The sequence below is a fragment of the Candidatus Brachybacter algidus genome (assembly GCF_016707225.1).
In the GTDB taxonomy this organism is placed as follows: Bacteria; Bacteroidota; Bacteroidia; order Chitinophagales; family Saprospiraceae; genus Parvibacillus; species Parvibacillus algidus.
Window position 1 is genome coordinate 976,240 of the sequence record NZ_JADJID010000003.1, and the last position, 20,500, is coordinate 996,739.

General features: G+C 37.1%; 15 protein-coding genes. 7 read left to right on the forward strand and 8 right to left on the reverse strand.

What is annotated here, in order from left to right:
- Positions 1-448 precede the first annotated feature (448 nt).
- Positions 449-640 carry a hypothetical protein gene (locus IPI15_RS13995; RefSeq protein ID WP_287403116.1) on the forward strand — a complete coding sequence of 64 codons (192 nt, stop codon included), beginning with the start codon at positions 449-451 and terminating at the stop codon, positions 638-640.
- On the forward strand, positions 640-1,017 hold the full coding sequence (locus tag IPI15_RS14000; RefSeq protein ID WP_287403115.1) for a type II toxin-antitoxin system death-on-curing family toxin: 378 nt from the start codon (positions 640-642) through the stop codon (positions 1,015-1,017). Before IPI15_RS13995 ends, IPI15_RS14000 begins: the two co-directional genes overlap by 1 nt.
- 227 nt (positions 1,018-1,244) lie before the next feature.
- On the opposite strand, the gene IPI15_RS14005 is transcribed toward IPI15_RS14000, so the two are convergent.
- The 3 genes from IPI15_RS14005 to IPI15_RS14015 form a co-directional block, all read right to left on the reverse strand.
- Positions 1,245-4,361: a T9SS type A sorting domain-containing protein gene (locus IPI15_RS14005; protein WP_287420771.1), complete on the reverse strand. Its 3,117-nt coding sequence runs from the start codon at positions 4,359-4,361 to the stop codon at positions 1,245-1,247.
- A 100-nt stretch (positions 4,362-4,461) separates the two neighbouring features.
- Positions 4,462-5,895 (reverse strand): RagB/SusD family nutrient uptake outer membrane protein, encoded by a 1,434-nt coding sequence (locus IPI15_RS14010; protein WP_287403111.1) that lies wholly within the window; start codon positions 5,893-5,895, stop codon positions 4,462-4,464.
- A gap of 11 nt (positions 5,896-5,906) precedes the next feature.
- Positions 5,907-9,053: a SusC/RagA family TonB-linked outer membrane protein gene (locus tag IPI15_RS14015; protein ID WP_287420773.1), complete on the reverse strand. Its 3,147-nt coding sequence runs from the start codon at positions 9,051-9,053 to the stop codon at positions 5,907-5,909.
- Positions 9,054-9,200: 147 nt separating this feature from the next.
- Between IPI15_RS14015 and IPI15_RS14020 the strand changes: the two genes are divergently transcribed.
- Entirely contained in the window at positions 9,201-10,184 is a 984-nt protein-coding gene (locus tag IPI15_RS14020; RefSeq protein WP_287403108.1) for an AraC family transcriptional regulator, read from the forward strand.
- A 231-nt stretch (positions 10,185-10,415) separates the two neighbouring features.
- Positions 10,416-11,465, forward strand: coding sequence for an MBL fold metallo-hydrolase (locus IPI15_RS14025; protein ID WP_287420774.1), 1,050 nt, complete (start codon positions 10,416-10,418; stop codon positions 11,463-11,465).
- 189 nt (positions 11,466-11,654) lie between these two features.
- Here the strand turns inward: IPI15_RS14025 and IPI15_RS14030 are convergent, their stop codons facing one another.
- A complete protein-coding gene (locus tag IPI15_RS14030) occupies positions 11,655-12,887 on the reverse strand; it encodes a DEAD/DEAH box helicase (protein ID WP_287403104.1) in 1,233 nt (410 codons plus the stop codon).
- Between the two features lie 155 nt (positions 12,888-13,042).
- Entirely contained in the window at positions 13,043-13,732 is a 690-nt protein-coding gene (locus IPI15_RS14035; protein ID WP_287403102.1) for an NUDIX hydrolase, read from the reverse strand.
- A gap of 183 nt (positions 13,733-13,915) precedes the next feature.
- On the opposite strand from IPI15_RS14035, the gene IPI15_RS14040 reads away from it, so the two are divergent.
- A complete protein-coding gene (locus IPI15_RS14040; RefSeq protein ID WP_287403101.1) occupies positions 13,916-14,074 on the forward strand; it encodes a hypothetical protein in 159 nt (52 codons plus the stop codon).
- Here the strand turns inward: IPI15_RS14040 and IPI15_RS14045 are convergent.
- From IPI15_RS14045 to IPI15_RS14055, 3 genes are all read right to left on the reverse strand, one after another.
- Positions 14,071-14,538: a gliding motility lipoprotein GldH gene (locus tag IPI15_RS14045; RefSeq protein WP_287403099.1), complete on the reverse strand. Its 468-nt coding sequence runs from the start codon at positions 14,536-14,538 to the stop codon at positions 14,071-14,073. The two genes, IPI15_RS14040 and IPI15_RS14045, sit on opposite strands and share 4 nt — an antisense overlap.
- Positions 14,539-16,611: 2,073 nt before the next feature.
- On the reverse strand, positions 16,612-17,781 hold the full coding sequence (gene dnaJ / locus IPI15_RS14050) for a molecular chaperone DnaJ (protein ID WP_287403098.1): 1,170 nt from the start codon (positions 17,779-17,781) through the stop codon (positions 16,612-16,614).
- Between the two features lie 65 nt (positions 17,782-17,846).
- Positions 17,847-18,404, reverse strand: a complete 558-nt coding sequence (locus IPI15_RS14055) for a nucleotide exchange factor GrpE (protein ID WP_287420776.1) — start codon at positions 18,402-18,404, stop codon at positions 17,847-17,849.
- Positions 18,405-18,530: 126 nt separating this feature from the next.
- Between IPI15_RS14055 and IPI15_RS14060 the strand changes: the two genes are divergently transcribed.
- Both IPI15_RS14060 and IPI15_RS14065 read left to right on the forward strand, forming a co-directional pair.
- A complete protein-coding gene (locus tag IPI15_RS14060; RefSeq protein ID WP_287403095.1) occupies positions 18,531-19,421 on the forward strand; it encodes a 3-hydroxyacyl-CoA dehydrogenase family protein in 891 nt (296 codons plus the stop codon).
- A gap of 206 nt (positions 19,422-19,627) precedes the next feature.
- Positions 19,628-20,359 carry a Bax inhibitor-1/YccA family protein gene (locus IPI15_RS14065; RefSeq protein WP_287403093.1) on the forward strand — a complete coding sequence of 244 codons (732 nt, stop codon included), beginning with the start codon at positions 19,628-19,630 and terminating at the stop codon, positions 20,357-20,359.
- The last annotated feature ends 141 nt before the right edge of the window (positions 20,360-20,500 follow it).

Genomic DNA, 20,500 nt, shown 5'->3' on the forward strand with positions numbered 1-20,500 from the left:
GTTTGGAAGTGAATAAAATATACCGGGCACTCAAAATAGTCAGACGTAAAGTTATACTTAGTAAAAAGAGATTTATGATACTTTGGTGGCAAAGTATGATATTTTAATGAACATAAATCATGCATAAACCAAATGATATTTTATAGATGATTCAAATAGAGGAACAAATAAGAATTTTTCATAAATGAGACTTGTTGGTACAAAAATTTCTTAAAGTTGTTTATATATATATTTAAAATTAGAAATTAGAAGTTAGAAATCAGAATGAAGCTCCGATTGCTAGGTCTAGCATGTGAAACAGTTAGGAATAATTGAAAGACTCAACTCTAAATTTATTTGTAAAATTAGGCTGAATCTTTGGCACTTATTAGGCTTTACAAACGTTATCACATTCGACCAAAAATCAAAATAATAAAATTGTAAATTTGTAAACTTAAAATTATTGAATATGAACCTATTAGAGAAAAAGGCTTTTATCATCGCGCAATTGGATAATATCAAAGACGAGGTAATGATGGACGGGATAATTGAGTATATCACGCAAAAGTCCACCCATGAAACTGACGTGCTAATAAATGAGAATATTATCAGCCAAATCATTGAGGAACGAAGAGAGGTCTTAGCTAAACTTGCCCAATAATGTTTACTAAGGAATCTGAATTAGTGATCCACAAAATTGTTCTGGATGAGCATGGTGGCGCAAATGGTACTAGGGATAATAATGGCCTTGAGTCAGCCATTGGCAGGCCATTCCAGACATTTGATGCAATCGGTTTGTATGCTACTTGTTTTGAAAAAGCAGCGGCAATTGGAGAGAGTATAATTATCAATCACCCTTTCATCGATGGTAATAAACGCACCCGTTACGTTCTCATGGAATATGTTCTCAGAATAAACAATTATAAAATTATTTCAAGTGACGAAGGATTATATCAATTCGTTATCCAAATCTCTACAGGTCATTTAAAGTTTGATGAAATAGTGGATTGGTTGAAAGCTAATTCTGCGGAAATATAATTGTAACGCATCCTATCAACCCACTCCGGGGTTGATAGGATGCGTTACATCACCCCGAGTTGCACTCGGGGCTATTGTTGTTCAACCCCTATCGGGGTTTCGTAGGATTATTGACCGCAGAAGCTATTACTGTTTGGAAAATAGTTTTTTGTAGATATTTAACCAATGACTCAGAAGTAAGATTATTTTACAACGCAAAATAACAACTAACAATTAACAACTAACAATTAAATCTTCATCCACTTCTCCACCGCTACTGCATCTTTCGAAGTAAATTTAATTAAATAAATACCCGAATTTAATTCAGAAACATTTAAATCTAATTTATTTATTTCAGATGTTTTAATTCGTCTATAAACTCGTCCTGAAATATCAAGAATACTGATCTCGCCAGAAAATAATTTATTGGTAAATAAAATATTTAATTCAGAATTTCCTGGATTTGGAAATAATTTAATTCCTGAAAGTTTAGCTATTTCTTCATCTGTAGATAAGCTAGCATCCAGGTAATTTTGCTTTACTGTTTGTGGCTGCAAAGCATAATTATATATCTTGACCTCATCTATCAGTCCGGCAAAATTATACTGAGGATCATCAGGTAATATCTGGCCGATCAGCATCGGAATATTACTTTGACGAATCTTACCAGTCTGATTCTTAAATGAAACCAATTCACCATTGACATACATGACCATCGTCTTTCCATCATAGGTGGCAGTCAAAAAATATTTATCGTCTTTTTGCATCGGTTGAGTTGCATCCAAATCTATAATTGAATTAAGTGTATTAACTGTCCATCTGGGAAATCCCTCAGGTGTAATTGATAATTTCCACCTATTCTGCCAACTGCCATGAGACACGATAAAGCTTTCACGTTCCGGAAGCACACCTGGTTTTATCCAGCAGCTCAAAGTAATTCCATCTTGAAAATTCAATACAGGCACAGCTGTCACAGTCACTCTATCATTTATGCCATCGAATATTAAAGCACTTTTATTCTTTCCATTAAGATCATTTGTAAATAGAGGTCCGGATATCACAGCATCCAAATCATTAGCTGTACTATCGAGGCCATTCCCTGAGAAAGGGTACCATGCTACCAAATCACCAACTTCAGCAGCAAATACCTTTACCAATATCGTAATCGATGCATTATCAGCCAATCCACCCGGGTCAGTAACTTTAACACTCAATGTATATGAGCCTTCTGCGGCAGGAGCAGTCCAGGAAGGATTTTCAACTTTATTATTATCAAATGCACCTCCATTAGCAGTCCAGGTATAATCAAGATTGTCTCCGTTAGAATCATCCGCTATACAATTCAAGTCAATACTTTCCCCAGGTAAGACATAGTTTTTCGAAGCCTCAATTTTTACAACTTCTGGTGCCCTGTTGATCTCACCTACCGCATATACCTTAATGCTCAAGCTGTCGCTATTTCCATTTCCATCCGAAACAATAACACTGATATCTGCAGGCCCTTCCACTGAAGGGGCGTTCCAGACAACCATATCTCCACTGCCCGATATAGATCCACTAGTTGAAGACCATTCATAGGTAAACTGGTCGGAATCCTTGTCAAAAACTTTAAGATAAACATTTGTATTTTTAGTAAATTCAACGGTGTCTTCTTCCGCCGCCAAAGATTGAATTCTTGGAGCATAAGTATAACTCTTAGCGGTCTGATCATAGTCAGCAACAATTCCATTTATTAGAAACTTGTTTTTATTATAAGACTCCAATCCCACTGCAGGTGTGATCGTCGCGATCAAAGGGCTATTGGCAGGAATAGTTATTTCCACTGCCCCACTCACTCCTTCCAATATAAAACTTTCGCTGATGGCATCATAGACATTGATTGATTCTGCGCCAACATCTAAATTTACCTTCTTTTCAGACGTATAAGGATTGAAATATAAGTAAGTTGGATAGAATTTCTTCTGGTAAAAATCCGTTTTGTTGAGATCTAAACGAAGAATTTTATCCACATTAGTTTTCTCGATAATTGCTCCCATGTATCCAATACTCGAAGTACCATACAATGCTAAATTGGTTCCGGCCCAACCTCCTTTCACCGCATCACCAGTTGAAAATGGAGAATTGCCATTTAACTTTTCTCTCAATGCTTCATGACCTATTACTCTATCTGGATCATTGACATTGGACCATGCCGCTCCATCTTGTAGCTGCGCAGGAAGGAATCCGGGATAAAAAAGTCGGGTAGCACTGGCTAAATTGACCATCCATTTACCTATCGCTCTTGCAAACTTCTTTTCATATCTAACCATAGGAACCAACATCGCAGCTTGTTGTACACCATTTAATTGGAATGCATAATCATTGCCGTTATCGTTTGCTTCACCGACTAATCCCGAAACATCAAAGCTGCCCCATTTACCCACGATAGTACCCCAACCTCTTAATGGGCCCCTGTTAAAACTCCAATTGACGAGTTTCTCTACATCATATTTAGTTCCTAATTCTGCATTCATTCTTGCAGCAGTGTAAGTTCCGTATGGCAATTGCAATTCGTAGGATGGATTTGAATTTAAATCCTGAAGGAATTCAAGACTCCATTCAGCACCTTTCAGGTATTCCTTGTCACCAGTTTTGATATATGCATTATATAAAATGTAAGCAAACGCACCTGCTGCTTCCGGTTCTTTTACCCCTTCTGCCAGCGGCATCATTGTTTTAAAATTCCATGCTCTGTAATTCATGTTTGGTTTGGACCATGGTGTTTCTCCACCGCCCATTACTTTAACTGCTTGGAGCATTTTATCGGCAATTAATTTAAATTGAATGTCTTTTTCTCCGCCAATATTCGGATACAAATCTGCAAGTTGAAAGAAGAAAATATTTGGCATCATATCGTACCACCAATCATGTCCACTACCGCTATTGACACCATTCAAGTATAAGTTCTCTCCATTTTTTTTATTAAAAAAGTCTTGACTCATTAATATCCAATTCTGTCCATATTGATTGGTTTTATCGATCCCTACCAAAGATGCACCTACCAAAGAAGGCAGTGAATTAATTCCTTCATTTCCTCCCATTGAACCACCGACATAAGTTTGCATGTTAAAGAATTTATTTTCCGGATAATTATTTCCGCTATTTCTGATGGAAATAATAGGAAGGTATTGCCCGGTTTTAGTCACATCGTACACGAATGAATCGTATTTCATTGCCACCGTTTTCCAATCGCGCATGCTGTAAGGACTCGGCTCATTGGGCATTTGGTCTATTCGTGGGATATTGACCTGGGCGACTTGAGCAAAGTTATTTAAAGAAAATAAGAAGAAAATTAAAAAGAAAATCGATCGTATAAATAAATTCATTTGTATTTAGATTGTGTTGTCAAGAGTAAAGAAAATTAGAAGAAAATTATTAGTTATTAATTGATAATCTTAATAATAATTAACAATTAATAACTAACAATTAATAATTAGCATTCTGCACCAATTGCGGATTCAAATCCAGTTCAACCTGAGGCAAAGGAAATACTTCATGTTTACCTACTTGGAAGTCCGGCAACTTATCTTTAGCAATACCCCATCTAACAAGATCAAAAAAGCGATGCATTTCAAAACCCAATTCTACACTTCTTTCATGGCGAACTGCCTGTATCATATCGGCTTGATTCGTGGTAGTAACAGGAGGTAACGCAGTTAGCGGGTCAGCTGCTTGAGCTCTCGCACGCGCTCTGACCAATTCTAATGGCGCTTGAGCTTCAGCTGCTCTTCCCAATTCTGCTAATGCTTCTGCTTCCCAAAGTAGCACTTCTGCGTATCTAATAGGTGTCACATTAATATCTCCATCAGCTTTTTGTGTTGCAGTGCTATCTATTTGAAGGTATTTTCTCGGGCTAAATTTTGTAGAGGAATAAGAATTCTTGTAAACATATCCAAAATAATCTTCATTATTGGACGCTACTGTAAATTTGTGTCGAGGATCTCCCACTTCAAATTCGCTAACGTAACTAGGCGTCACTTCTGCAAATCCATATCCACCTGGAACCTTTTTGGATGCCCACCATTGATTAAGGGAATTACCGACTCCCAATTCTAGATTGGTGTGCTGTATCTCCCATACAGATTCCATATTGTTTTGTGTATTTTCTCTGAAATTATCTTCATAATCCGGCATTAGTGAATAAATACCTAATTCTTTAACCTTATTTACATATATCAATACCTGATCATATTCCTTCGCATACAAATGTGTCTTAGCAGCCAGCGCCAATGCGGCACCTCTTGTTGCACGTCCAGCTTGACCAGCATCATAAGTATCGGGTAGTGAAAGTGCGGCTGCATCGCAATCAGCAATTATTGCTTTATAGATTTCACTTTTTGGAGATTTTGCCGTCTTTAATTCTGATGGTGGAGTTAACTTAGTCAACAATTGCACATCACCAAATACCTGAGTCAATTGAAAATAATAGAAGGCACGCAAAAATTTAGCCTCACCAATTATTCTATCTTTCAAAGCAGCATCCATATCTATGGCCGGAACTTTGTCTATGACAGTATTACATTGATTGATTCCTTTATATTGTAGCTTCCAGAAATCATTAAATTCCGATGTTCTCGAAGTATATGTAAAGAAATCTAATTCTGTCAAGCCAGCCCTGGAACCATCACCACCTGTCACTGCTTCATCTGAAGTTAACTCACCAAAACCCCAATAAAAATTGTTGTTCGAACTATTGAACATTAATGGTTCATAAGCCGCATTGACAGCCTGAATAGCATCGTTGGAGGTCTTAAAAAATGATCCTGCATCCAGGATTCCGATAGGTTCTTTGTCTAAAATGCCACTGCATGAGCAAAGTATAAGACAGAAACTTAAAATGATATATTGTATTGATTTCATTTTTCTAATTTTTAAAACCCAAGATTTAATCCAACAATAAATGTGCGAGGTGCAGGAACTGTTCCCCAGTCGATACCTACAGCAAAATCAGAAGTAATACCCGCCCCATCTGTATCATTATTGTTTGCCTGAATCTCAGGATCCAACCCTGTATATTTAGTAAATGTGAATAAATTTTGTCCGGTGACATACATCCTTAGACTACCGATCTTGTTCGTTTTGATCATTGGCTTGAAGTCATAACCTAAAGTTATATTTCTAACTTTAAGATAAGAACCATCCTGCAAGAAACGAGTCGAAACTCTTCTGTTACCATTTCTGTCATCCAAACTTACCTTTGGAATATCTGTGTTAGTATTGGTAGGAGTCCAATAGTTTTTTATTTCATCATAAGAATTAAACCCTCTACTTTGAGTTTCATAAGCGAAATTACCGTAAAGGAAGTAAACATCATTGCCATAAACTCCCTGAATCAAGGTCGATAAATCGAAGTTTTTATAGTTTAGTGACAGATTGAATCCATAGGTAAATTTAGGAAATGGACTTCCCAGATGCGTTCTGTCATTCTGATCTATTATTTTATCACCATTAAGATCCGCAAATTTTACATCGCCCGGTCTTGTATCTTTTGTTTGAAATGCACTTGCTTCGATCTCTTCCTGACTTTGGAATAAACCATCAGCCTGATAAAGGAAGAATGAACCAATTGGATAACCAACTTCTGTCTTGGTGATGGCTCCATCTGAAAGACCAAATCCACCAAGAATAGGTTCACCATCTGACAAACTAAGTACTTTGTTATTCACTGTAGAGATATTTCCTCCGACAGAATAATTAAGGTCTCTGAATTTATTATTAAAAATTATGCCCAACTCAAACCCCTTGTTCTCAATTGAACCTGCATTGACATATGGCGGATTTTGCTCTCCTCCTGATTGAGGAATCGGAACTCTGACCAATACATCATTGGAAGTTTTATTATAATAGTCCATAAAGACAGATAATCTGTCATTCAACAAACTGAAATCTAATCCAAAGTCATATTGAGTACAGGATTCCCATTTGATCTGAGAATTACCAGTCTCGAGTAATTGCGCACCCGTCACGACTCCTCCACCAAAAGAATATACTCGTTGACCCAATCCCACTAATGAACTATAAGGATAATTGCCTATTTCCTGGCTCCCTAGGATTCCATAACTAGCTCTCAACTTAAACGTAGAGAAAACTTCAAAATTTTTGAAAAATTCTTCATTCGACACATTCCATGCTGCAGAGATTGCCGGAAAAACACCCCATCTATTATCAGCACCAAATCTTGAGGACCCATCCCTTCGAACTGTGGCACCAAGTACATATTTATTTGCAAATGAATAATTGACTTGTGCGAAATAAGACAATAATGCCCACTCTGTCGTGATTCCTGAAGCTCCAATATTTTTGATGTCTGTAGTGACACTATTGTCAATATTCTGAAATAAAGCATCCGTTCTGAAGAAATTATTCACAGAAGCACCAAGATAATTATCCCTATTCTCTATTGCTTCCATTCCAATCACACCCGATATTCTGCTCCTTCCAAAACGCTTTTCATAGTCTGCTGTATTGGTCCAGATTAAATTTCTGCTAAACACTCTTCCTTCATTTAATGAGGTTGGATTGTAGATAGCTTCAGATAATTTTCTCTTGAATTTCTTTTCATTTTCGAAAGTAAAATCACCCCCTAAATTTGTCCGGATCTTTACAGCTTTAAATAAAGTCAATTCCGCAAATATGTTTCCAAATATTCTCGACCTTTGTATTGTCCAATTGGTAGCATCAATTAGTGCTAATGGATTGGCATTTCCATCACCAAAGAGAGTTGGATCGCCTAATTCTGATGATACATTATAATAAGATCCATCAGGCTTGTAAGGATTGAAAACCGGAGCCGCTATCAAAGCATACCTGATTCCACTTAGTTCATTTCCCGGGCCGAATCCGTCACCTGTACTATTACTGACTTGTCTTTCTGTGAATGCGTAAGAGATATTATTTCCCACTTTAAACCATTTATTTCCGGTCTCCCCATTAAACCTAAGACTATATTTTTTAAATCCCTGTCCTTTATATGTACCATCCTGATTCAAATATTCACCTGTGATGTAATATTTGCTATTCTCACTTCCACCACTTGCGCTCAACCCATACTTTTGAATAGGTGCTGTTCGGAACACCTGATCGAGCCAGTCAATATCTGGTAATGTATCCAATACATTGTTAGGTATGGTATCCAGTTGTCTTGCAGGATCTCTTAAGGTATTGGCATTTTTAATAGCTGCATTCCTTACATCTAGAAAATCCTTTGCGTTCAGCAACTTAGGCAATCTATAAGCTTTTGCCATACCTATTGATGAACTGAAATTAAAGGATGGAATTCCTGATTTACCCTTTTTAGTAGTAATTACTATGACACCATTCGCCGCTCGTGAACCATAGATCGCAGCCGCAGCTCCATCTTTAAGGATGTCAATTGATTCGATATCTCCTGTGGCAAACATGTTAATATTGGCATTTGTAGGCACACCGTCTACGATATATAAAGGATTGCTGTTGCCTAATGTTCCGACACCTCTGATTCTAACAGCTATGTCATCACCCGGTGCACCTGATGTTTGAGTCACCTGAATGCCCGGTGCCTGTCCCTGAAGTGCCTGATCGATACCCAGCACCACCAATTTTTCAACATCCTTTCCTTTGACAGTCGAAATCGCCGAACTTACATTAGATTTGATCTCTGAACGATAACCGGTGACTACAAGTGCATCCAAAAGTTTGGAATCAGAGACAAGCACTACATCCAGAATGGCCTGGTTGTCTACTTTGATCTCCCGAGTTGTATATCCCACATATGAAAAAACTAATGTAGAATTGATATCACATACGATGGAGTATTTTCCATCTATATCGGTAGCCGCTAATGCTTTTCCATTCTTCTCTAGAATATTAACACCTATTAGGGTTTCATTTTCTGCTTCAGCAACGACAGTTCCTCTCACTGTTATTTGTTGTGAAAATAATTGACCTGACATAGAAAAAATGATCAATGCTAAAAAAATAAAAGCTTGTCTACCTTGTAAGAAGTTGGCTACTCTTTGTTTACAGTATGTATTTACCATATAATATATTTTAAAATTGAGCTTAATTACAATAATCGTAAAGTTATGACCAATTATACTTTAGATATTGATACTTTAACGTGAAAATATGATACTTTTGTGAAATAAGATTTTAGAGTAATTTTTTACCTGAAAGGAAAGTAGTAGATGAGTTTGAATATATTTAGGGAGATTACTCCACTTGGTCAAAATGATGTATATGTTCTTTTAGATTCATATAGTAATGGCTTTGACTACCCAATACATAGCCACCCCGAATATGAACTTAACCTGGTTATGGGAGTTTCAGGAGTTAGATTGGTTGGAGACAATACTGAAAGATTTAATGAATATGATCTTGTACTCCTTGGACCCTATCTTTATCATAAATGGACTGGTGATGAATATGAAGATGGTAAACTTAAAAAATATCGGGTTGTAACTATTCAATTTTCTATAGATCTATTTGAAGGCCCTATGTTTCAAAAGGAGCGATTTTATAGAATTCGAAAAATGCTGGATAATTCTATCCGAGGTATAAAATTCGAAGGAGATGTATTTAAGACCGCTATGACTAAAATGCTTAGCCTGACCAAAGACAAAGGTTTTACGAATATACTTGAGTTCATTGATCTTTTGGATTTACTATCTAAGACCCAAAGTATCACGTATCTGGCAAGTGAAGGATTTACGCCAGCGACACTAAAGTGGGAAAGCAAGCGGATCCAACAAGCATACAACTACATCATCAAAAATTTCTCTGAGACTAAATTCAAGCTAAATGATGTCGCTGCCTTAATAAATATGAGTGAATCTGCATTCAGTCATTTTTTCAGAAAATACACTAATAAGAGTTTTACAGAATTCCTCACTGACGTGCGCATAGGTCATACATGCAAATTGTTATTGAGTACAGATGAAACGATCAGCCAAATAGCCTATCGTTCCGGCTTTAATAACATCGCCAACTTCAACCGTCTTTTCAAGAAAAATAAAAACTGTACCCCTCTAGAATACCGTCAGCGGCATAAAGAAAAGACCATTTACGACTGGCAGGAAGAGATTAATATGTGGCAATTCCTACCGCCAAATAGTAAAAATCTGGATATGGTAGGGCCGGCGATAAATACGACGAAGGTGACGCACATTTAGCAATTGTTAATTGTTATTTATTAGTTATTATTCTTCAAAGTGTAAGCATTCTCCCCTAATCTTAATAATTGTTAATTGTTATTTATCACATTTAAAGTATTCCGATTCTTTATTAAAACTCAAATTTAAAAAGAATATTATCTGATGATTTAAAACTATATTTCCCGTTATCCATTTAAATGGATATTTCGGCAAAATAAAAATTAACAATTAATAACTAACAATTATCAAATGTCCTTTCTCAAACAATTCGGCGGCAAAATAACCAAGTCCTTAAAAGAAAAATATAGTACTTCCTCGCATTGGGATGGTGCCAAATTTTTTAACTTGGAAGAAACCACTATGAATATCAGCTTCCAGGATATGCCGGGATTGCTGAGAAAACAACTGTGCGGAAGGGCCGATAGAGCACCTAAAGGACCTTTAACTGTTGAAAAAATTGATCCCGAAAACTTCACTTCACACAGCGATGTGCCAAAAGCAATTTGGTATGGACACTCCGCTTTGTGTCTCAGAATTAATGATAAAACTATTCTGATCGACCCAATGCTTGGCCCAAATGCCTCACCGATCGCTCCTTTTGCCACAAAACGTTTCAGTGAAAATACTTTGTCTATTATTGACGAGTTGCCGGCAATAGATATTTTAATGTACAGTCACGATCATTACGACCATATAGATTATGATAGTTTTAAACGATTATCGGCTAAAATCAACAAGTATTTTGTGGCTCTTGGTGTAGGTCGCCATTTAGTAAAGTGGGGCGTCGATCCAGATAAGATCACCGAATTTGATTGGTGGCAAAATGCTGAAATTGGTGACTTAAAGATCACTTTCACCCCATCCCGTCACTTTTCAGGTCGAGGCGTCAGTGATCGTGCAAAATCCATGTGGGGTGGATGGGTTTTCACCACACCGAAACACAATATATACTTCAGTGGAGATGGCGGATATGGTAGTCATTTCAAAGAAATAGGCAAGCAACTTGGTCCTTTCGATTTTGGATTTATAGAATGTGGGCAATATAATGAATTGTGGCATGCCATCCATATGTATCCAGAGGAGGCAGCCCAAGCTGCTATAGATGCAGGTGTAAAAGTGGCCATGCCGGTACATTGGGGCGCATTCTCACTTGCCATGCATCACTGGAAAGAACCGATAGACCGCTTTATTGCTGAAGCTAAAATTAAGAATCTGGATGTTGTTACCCCTTCTCTTGGTCTTATATTCGATTTGGAATCAAAAGGGAAGGAAAACTATTGGTGGAGAGAGGTTGAATGATTAATCCTCCCCTAGTTAAAACTAGGGGCAATTGAACGCGAAGATGTTAGAGTAAAAATTGGAGTTAAATTTCTATTGTTTCATTCAAAATCTAACATTCAAAAATCAACATCTCCAAATGATCGCCTGCTGCTCAGACAAGGAACTTCAGCAAGCTCTCATTATTCATCGTTCATTATTCATTATTCATTAACTAGCCTTCGGCTTCCTCTTCGGCGGGAATTTTCTCTTATTATTCCCATGTCCGCCGAATGACTTTCTTTTCAAGCCCGGATTGTACTCTGGAACAGGTCCGAAATGCTCAGGGATTTTTGCTTTTAGAACTTCCTTTCCTAGCAATTTTTCTATTTCAGCAAATTTTCTTTGCTCATTTTCAGTGACAAATGTAAAGGCAGTGCCATCTGTTGCAGCACGAGCAGTCCTTCCAATTCTATGCACATAGTCTTCCCCATCATTTGGAACATCATAATTGATTACCAAGTCGATGTCTTCAATGTCAATTCCTCTCGACAGAATATCAGTGGCAACCAACACCTTTAATTTTTTATTCTTGAAATCTAGCAGTACTTGTTCCCTTTTTGATTGGTCAAGATCACTATGTATCTCTTCTACAGAAAATCCTGAACGCTGCAAATCTCCGGCGAGCTGTTTTACATTATGCTTCTTCGAACAAAAAACAATAATACTTCCAAAATCATTTGATTTAAAGATCGCCTTAATAAGTGGAATTTTTTGATTCTCATAGACTACAAATGCTTCCTGCTTTATTCTCTCAGGTGGCTTGGAAATTGCAATATTTAGTTCGAATGGATCATGAAGGATGGTCTTTGCCATATCTCTTATTCTTGCCGGCATCGTCGCTGAAAACATCAAATTCTGTCTTTTCTTTGGCAATGTCTCAATGATCTTATTGATATCATCACTGAATCCCATATCCAGCATTCTATCCGCTTCGTCTAGGACTAAATATCCGACATGTGTGAGATCTACGTGTCCCATATTTAAATGAGCGATCATTCTACCCGGTGTACACACTACCATATCTACTCCTGTGCTCAATGCTTTCTTTTCATTTGCAAAGGATGGACCATCACCGCCCCCATAGACTGCGATACACGAAATATCTGTAAAATAGGAGATACCTTCCATCGTCTGTGCTATCTGAACAGCAAGTTCTCTGGTTGGGACGATAATGATGCAGTTGATCTTGCTTTCGTCATGCGGCACTGAAAGTAGCTTATGGATAACAGGTAGCAGAAAAGCCGCTGTCTTACCTGTGCCCGTCTGAGCTGAAGCTATTACATCTCTTCCTGCGAGAATGGAAGGAATTACTTGTTGTTGGACTGGAGTCGCATTGATATATCCGATTGAATCGATTCCTTCGATCAATCGTTCATGCAGACCAAATTCTGAAAATGTCAAATTATGTTATTTTAATAAATGATCCTACACTCACCGACTTGTGTCTTTACAGGTGAATATAAATGTAGGAAGTAAGACCAATGATGTTCTTATGGACGCAAAGATAAACAATATTCTGCTTCAAATTATTTAAAGAAATTTGAAAAATTAAGGTTTTAAAGATCAAAAGTAAACCCTTCCTTCAGAAAGGTATTGTATTTATTTTCATCAAACTCATACAACCGGGCAGGTCTATGCGCAACATGCTTTTGTTGTTCTCTATTATCAATGAGAATGTTCATAGCAAGGATCTTTTTTCTGAAATTGCGCTTGTCCAATTTTTGCTGAAGTATGGATTCATAAAGATCCTGCAGTTCTGACAATGTAAATTTCTGAGGTAAGAGTTCAAATCCTATTGGTCGAGTTCTAATGCTATTTCTTAGATGATTAAAACACGCATTAAAGATGTTATTATGGTCGAATGCCAACTTTTTTACATGAGTCACAGAAACCCAGTCGGCACGTTCGGCCAAAGATCCTGGTACGAGACTAAAATTGTTGATATTAATCAAGGCGCAATAAGCTGTTGTTATGACCCTACCGAGAGGATGCCTGTCAACTTCACCAAAAGTCTTAACCTGATCAAGGAATAAATATTCAAGACCTGTGATCTCTTTTAATATTCTGATGGCTGCCTGCTCCAGCTCTTCTTTTGGGCTAACAAGGTTGCCGGGAAGTGCCCAAGTATTATCAAATGGCGCTTCCCTCCTTTTAATCAACAAAATCTTTAGTTCACCTTGGTCAAATCCAAAAATCACACAATCTATTGATAGCCCGAAATGAAAATATGGTTGTACATCTTCCATAATATAAATGTATTAAAAAGAGGATTAGCAAAATTATATATTACATAAATTGTATTTAAGTCATCATTTGATTCCTTTTTCTTACTTGGTGTAAATATAACAATAAGTGTTAAATAATAAATTTTTTATTTTATGTATATTTAATCTAAATAATAATTAGCTTTGTGTCGTTAAATATATCACATGAGGCAGCAAGTTAATTCTCCATTTGATCTACCAAGCAAAACACTATATTTTGGACTTCCTATCGCATTGAATAAGGATAGGAAAAAAGAATGTTGTAAGAAATTTAAAAAAGGAAAACGCTGTAAAAGCTGTCCCGGTCGCAAGAAAAAAGACTAGCTAGCCTTTTTGTTTAGAATCAATTCCAACGAATTAATACCTTTTAGTGAATCCACTCTGGAGTTCTGATAAAAAACCATTGTATACTTACCTGCTTTTTTGAATTTAGCTATTGGCTGTATAGCTATTGGCGCCTTTAAATAGTTCCCGTCCTTTTCTCCCATCCAGGTACCACTGTCATCTGCAAATTCAAGTGAAAGCACATCATTTTTACTGGTTTGGTCAGGATAGATCGAGTGAATTTTTACATAACAGTTTTCAAAAGGAAACTCTTCATTGTGCCGCACATTGAGTTGCATGGTGTACAATTGAGCAGTGTCCTTTATCTCAAAACTGTATTTTAATGAATCTGAATAAGTCCAGACATCATCCTTAATTTCAATTTTTTCAGTATAAATGTTGCCACCATTGCAGGATACCAACGTCATGATTACCGCCATACTAAACAAATAAATCAATTTCATACGGAACATATTGGCTTTTAATATCATCCTGTAAATGTAATACTCTATTGTTGAATTAATCACTGAAGTTTCAGAGCAAATAAAATTTTATAGAAATATTGATATTACTCGGGTTAAAGTTAGAAATTAGAAGTTAGAAATTAGAAATTAGAAGTTAGAAATTAGAAGTTAGAAATTAGAAGTTAGAAATTAGAAGTTAGAAATTAGAATGAGACTCCGATGAATGTGTTCCGCAAATGAAATGCATTGGTTCCAAAATCACAAAGATAACATGATGAGGTAAAATGTGATATGTAAAATGTCGATTAGCACAATATCCCCTTCTGCAAGAGGGTGAACGACGAAGAAAAGGTGCAAAAGCGACCTTTTCAAGGAAGTGAAACGAAACGAAGTCCCACGATAGAGGGACAAAGTGTAGTCAGAACATCTTAAGTTTACCTGCCGTAAGAATGGAGACAGTAAACGAAAAGATGCTTCTGTGATGCCAAGGGGGAGTCTTTGATTCGCCAATTTCTATTTTTTGCAAATTATTGATTAACAATGTTTTGCAATGGGTTATACTGAAGAAATTTGAAGCTTGCCCGACAAAGTAAAACGGCGGCGGGGACACTCCGATGATTTATTCCGCAAATGAAATGCTTTGGTTCCAAAATCACAAATATAACTTGAGAAGGTAAAATGTGATATGTAAAATGTCGAGTAGCACAATATTCTCTTCAAAGGGGGAGTCTTTGATTCGCCAATTTCTATTTTTTATAAATTATTGATTAACAATGTTTTGCGATGAGTTATACTGAAGAAATTAGAATGACACTCCGATGATTGTCTTCTGCAAATGAAAGGCATTGGTTCCAAAATCGCAAAGATAACTTGAGAAGGTAAAATGTGATATGTAAAATGTAAAATGTCGATTAGCACAATATCCCCTTCTGCAAGAGGGTGAACGACGAAGAAAAGGTGCAAAAGCGACCTTTTCAAGGAAGTGAAACGAAACGAAGTCCCACGATAGAGGGACAAAGTGTAGTCAGAACATCTTAAGTTTACCTGCCGTAAGAATGGAGACAGTAAACGAAAAGATGCTTCTGTGATGCCAAGGGGGAGTCTTTTATTCGCTAATTTCTATTTTTTGTAAATTATTGATTAACAATGTTTTGCAATGGGTTATACAGGAAAAATTTGAATGAGACTCCGATGATTATCTTCAGCAAATGAAATGCTTTGGTTCCAAAATCACAAATATAACTTGAGAAGGTAAAATGTGATATGTAAAATGTAAAATGTCGATTAGCACAATATCCCCTTCTGCAACCTAGGGTTTATACACATCTTTTCTAATGGCCTAATAATTGGAGAAATGACAATGAAGTAATCTTTTAGCATTAAAATACTGACTGAACGGTGTAGCTGTGGCCTTATAAAATTTAGTGAATGAATGGAGAAAATACCATAAAATAGTGAGCGACGCAGGGAGGACACCAACTGGACGGTGTCATCACAAGGAGCGAAACGAAGCTTGGAATAAGTCCCTACTTATTCCTTAGCGTAGTCCCTATACAGCGGAGGTATGGAGCTTTATTGGGTTTAGCTTAATTTTATGAGTATTTTCGGAGTGAGTGAGCGTTAAGAATTTTGCTTCCCCTCTGGTAGAGCTAGGGTTTATACATAAGTATTTTTTCAATAAAAGGATTAATTAGAATATTAATATAATTGTTTGTTATTGAGTTACTTAAGAGCAAAATTAATTTTGCAGACACCTGAACGTAGGTTAACCTACGCTCAGCACTTCATAGCAAATGATGTACAATAATTTAAAGTAAAAACTTTGATCGTGAGGTTCGGCGTAGGTTAACCTAGGTCGGGGTGTCACCAAAGTTTACTTTGAAATAAACAAAAAAGATGTGTATAAACTCTAGCTCTGGTAGAGGGGTGCCGAAGGCGGGGTGTCTAGCCTTGAGTTTTTTTGTTACTTTTTTTGCAAAGAAAAAAAAGTAAGTATACATAATCTAATAGCTATATATATTTATTATTTTTTAATAAAAAGACTCCAAAATTGAATTAAAACCTAATATTCTCTTAATCATTAAACATCTCCTTCATCCTCTGAAAAAATCCTTTCTCCTGCTTATTAGGATCCGGATTGAAATTGGGCATTGTTCTCAATTTCTCAAGTAATTGCTTTTCTTCATCAGATAATTTCTGTGGCGTCCATACATTAACTTGTATTAACTGATCGCCCTTTCCATAACTCTGCAATCCTGGAAGTCCTTTTCCTCTCAGTCTGAATATTTTACCTGATTGGGTACCTGGTGGTACTTTGATCCTTGCCTTTCCATCAATAGTAGGTACCTCGATAGAAGCTCCTACAGCCGCATCCGCAAGATTAATATTCAGATCAAATAATAAATTATTGCCATCGCGCTCTAAAACCTCATGAGCCAATTCTTCTATAGTAATAATTAGATCTCCTGATGGTCCGCCCCTTTGTCCTGCATTACCTTTCCCTGACATAGACAATTGCATGCCATCAGAAACACCTGCCGGTATTTCAAACTCTATCGTCTCTTCAGCTTGAACTCTTCCATCTCCTTTACAATTGGTACAGTTTGCAGTTACTGTCTTTCCTGCACCATTGCAGCTAGGACAAGTCGAAGTAGTCTGCATCTGACCGAGAAATGTATTTCTTACCTCGCGTACAGCTCCTGCACCATGACAAGTGCCACACGTTTTAACAGATGACTTATCTTTAGCACCTGAGCCACCACAAGTCTGACAACTAACCTGTTTATTGACTCGGATCTTTTTCTTTACACCGGAGTGGACTTCTTCAAGGGTCATTTTGATCTTTATCCTAAGATTAGAACCTCTCTGCCCGCCACCCTGACTTCTTCTCTGACCGCCACCGCCGCCTCCAAAAAATGAACCAAAAGGTGAGTCTTCAAAAATATTTCCGAAATTAGCATAGATATCATCCATGCTCATGCCTTGTCCACCAAATCCGCCGCCACCGCCATAGTTTGGATCTACACCTGCATGCCCCATTCTATCATATCGGGCCCGCTTGTCCCCGTTACTTAATATTTCATATGCTTCTGCAGCCTCCTTAAACTTCTCTTCAGAATCTTTATCTCCCGGATTTCTATCAGGGTGATATTGCATTGCCACCTTCCGGTACGCCTTTTTCAGCTCTCCCTCTTCTACACTCTTGGACACTCCAAGTATCTCGTAATAGTCACGTTTGGACATCGTATATTTTTTAAAAATTATCGGGGTGGTTCAATAGTGATTTAAATTGGGCACAATGATAGACATTATATGCCTACTACTACTTTAGCGTGTCTAATTAATTTGTCGTTCAACAAGTAACCTTTTTCAATTGTATCAACTACAGCACCCTTCAAAGCTTCTGTTGGCGCCGGTATATTTGTTATTGCTTCATAAAGATCAGCATCGAAAGGCTTACCATTCGACTCCAACTCTACGAGACCTTTGCTTTTAACAATACTATAGAGTTTATTATAGACCAACAAAACACCTTCTGTGAAAGCGTCCATTTCTGGAAGTGCATCAGCGATCTTCTTCGCCCTGTCAAAATCGTCCAAAACAGGAAGCAATGCTGACAATGTGTCCTGTGACGCTGTTTTCAATAGGTCATACCTTTCTTTTTGTGTGCGCTTTCTGAAATTTTCAAATTCAGCAAACAAACGTAGATTCTTATCTTCTAGCTCACTAACCTTGTTTTTAAGTGCAGTTATTTCATCTATTGGGTCACCTTGATCTTGTTCCTTGTGAGAATCAAAAGCCTCGTCAAGATTATCTTGAAGATCTTTGTCGCTCAACTCTTCGTTATTTATATTATTTTCTTCCATTATTTATATTTGTTTTACTTAGTTGTTGGTAATGCAATATGGCTTCCAAAACCTTTAAAAACGTCAAATTGTCATGTTTGTTTAAATCATTTTATTAGTTTCGCAGCTCAATAAATATCTGAATTAATGAAAAAGATTGTAGTAATAGGTGCAGGAACTATGGGCAATGGCATTACACATGTATTTGCTCAAAACGGGTTCAAGGTCACCATGATCGATATATCTATGGAGGCTCTCGAAAAAGCCAAAAACACCATCGCATCCAATCTTGACAGGATGGTAAAGAAGGAAGCCATCAATGAAGAAACCAAACAAGCTACCCTCGCAAATATATCTATTTCGACCTCACTTGCTGATTCAGGTGCTGATGCCGATATGATGGTAGAGGCAGCAAGCGAACGTATGGATATTAAATTAAAGATCTTTATGGAAGCTGATCAGATCCTTCCTGCTCACGCTATTCTCGCGTCAAATACCAGTTCGATTTCCATCACAAAGATCGCTTCTGCTTCGCGCCGTCCTGATAAGATCATTGGCATGCACTTTATGAATCCTGTTCCTGTCATGAAACTCGTGGAAGTGATCCGTGGATATGCGACTTCGGATGAAACTACTACTACGATCATGGACTTGTCAAGAAAATTAGGTAAATCACCCGTGGAAGTCAATGACTATCCGGGATTTATTGCAAACAGAATATTGATGCCGATGATCAACGAAGCTATTTATTCCTTGTATGAAGGCGTGGCTGGCGTAGGAGAGATAGACACTGTCATGAAACTTGGTATGGCTCATCCGATGGGGCCACTTCAACTAGCTGATTTTATAGGTTTGGATGTTTGCCTGGCCATTCTTCAGGTATTGCAATCCGGATTTGGAAATCCTAAATATGCCCCTTGTCCATTATTGGTCAATATGGTCACTGCCGGTAAGAATGGCGTGAAATCAGGAGAAGGTTTTTACAATTATGCCAATGGTATCAAGGAAGCTGTCATCTCCGAAAGATTTAATCGATAACTCTATTTTCTGTAGTCAAATTTTCTAATTTAAAAGATAAATTATGATTTAATAACTAAAGTCCATCTAACATCTAACATCAGCCATCTAACATTCTGTCTTAACTGACGTAACTTGAGTCGAAAATAATTAGTTCTGTATCCAAATATTACATTTTTAAGAACTATTTTATAACTTTATCACTTTAATATAAAAAATTTAAAAGCATGGAAATCAATCAAAGAAGTACCAACTTCGATCAATACTCAGAAGCCCTTCCTTTTTACGGTGAAGAGGAAAAGAAAGCTTATGTCGCCAGATATATCAGTAAAGTTTACGGATGGATGTTTTTGGCATTATCAGTTACTGCCGTTGTGGCTGGATATGTTTCTCAGAGTGAGGCAATTCTATCAATGCTGTTGTCAAGTAGATTCTTATTCTTTGGACTATTGATCGGACAATTATTCTTAGTAGGATTTTTAACTATGCGCCTTCAAAAGATGAATGTCAATATGGCGACAACTATCTTCTTCTTGTATGCCGCATTGAATGGACTTACTTTCGCAGTATTGCTACTAATGTATACTCCGGCATCCTTAATGGGTGTTTTCGGCATCACAGCAGGAACATTTGGTATCATGAGCGCCGTTGGATATTACACTAAGCAGGACTTAACCGGTTTTGGACAGATTATGCTCTTCGGCTTGATAGGAGTTATCGTCGCCTCTGTCGTGAACTTCTTCATGCAGAGTGAGATGTTGTACTGGATCATATCCTATGTAGGAGTCGCAGTATTTGTAGGATTAATTGCTTATGATACTCAGAAGATCAAAGGATATGCCTTATTAGAGACAGAAGAACAGCGTAAGAAAGGTGCTATACTTGGAGCATTGGCACTTTATCTTGACTTTATAAATTTGTTTATTTATTTATTGAGATTGTTTGGAAGTAGGAAGTAAGACAGATACTAGACACTAGTTACTAGATTCTAGAGGGTAGTATTTGGATCTTGATTTCTGTTTCATATTGTTTCTATCACTTTCATCTATACCGTTTGATCATAAACAATTTATATTATTTGAGTTAGAAATCCTGAATGT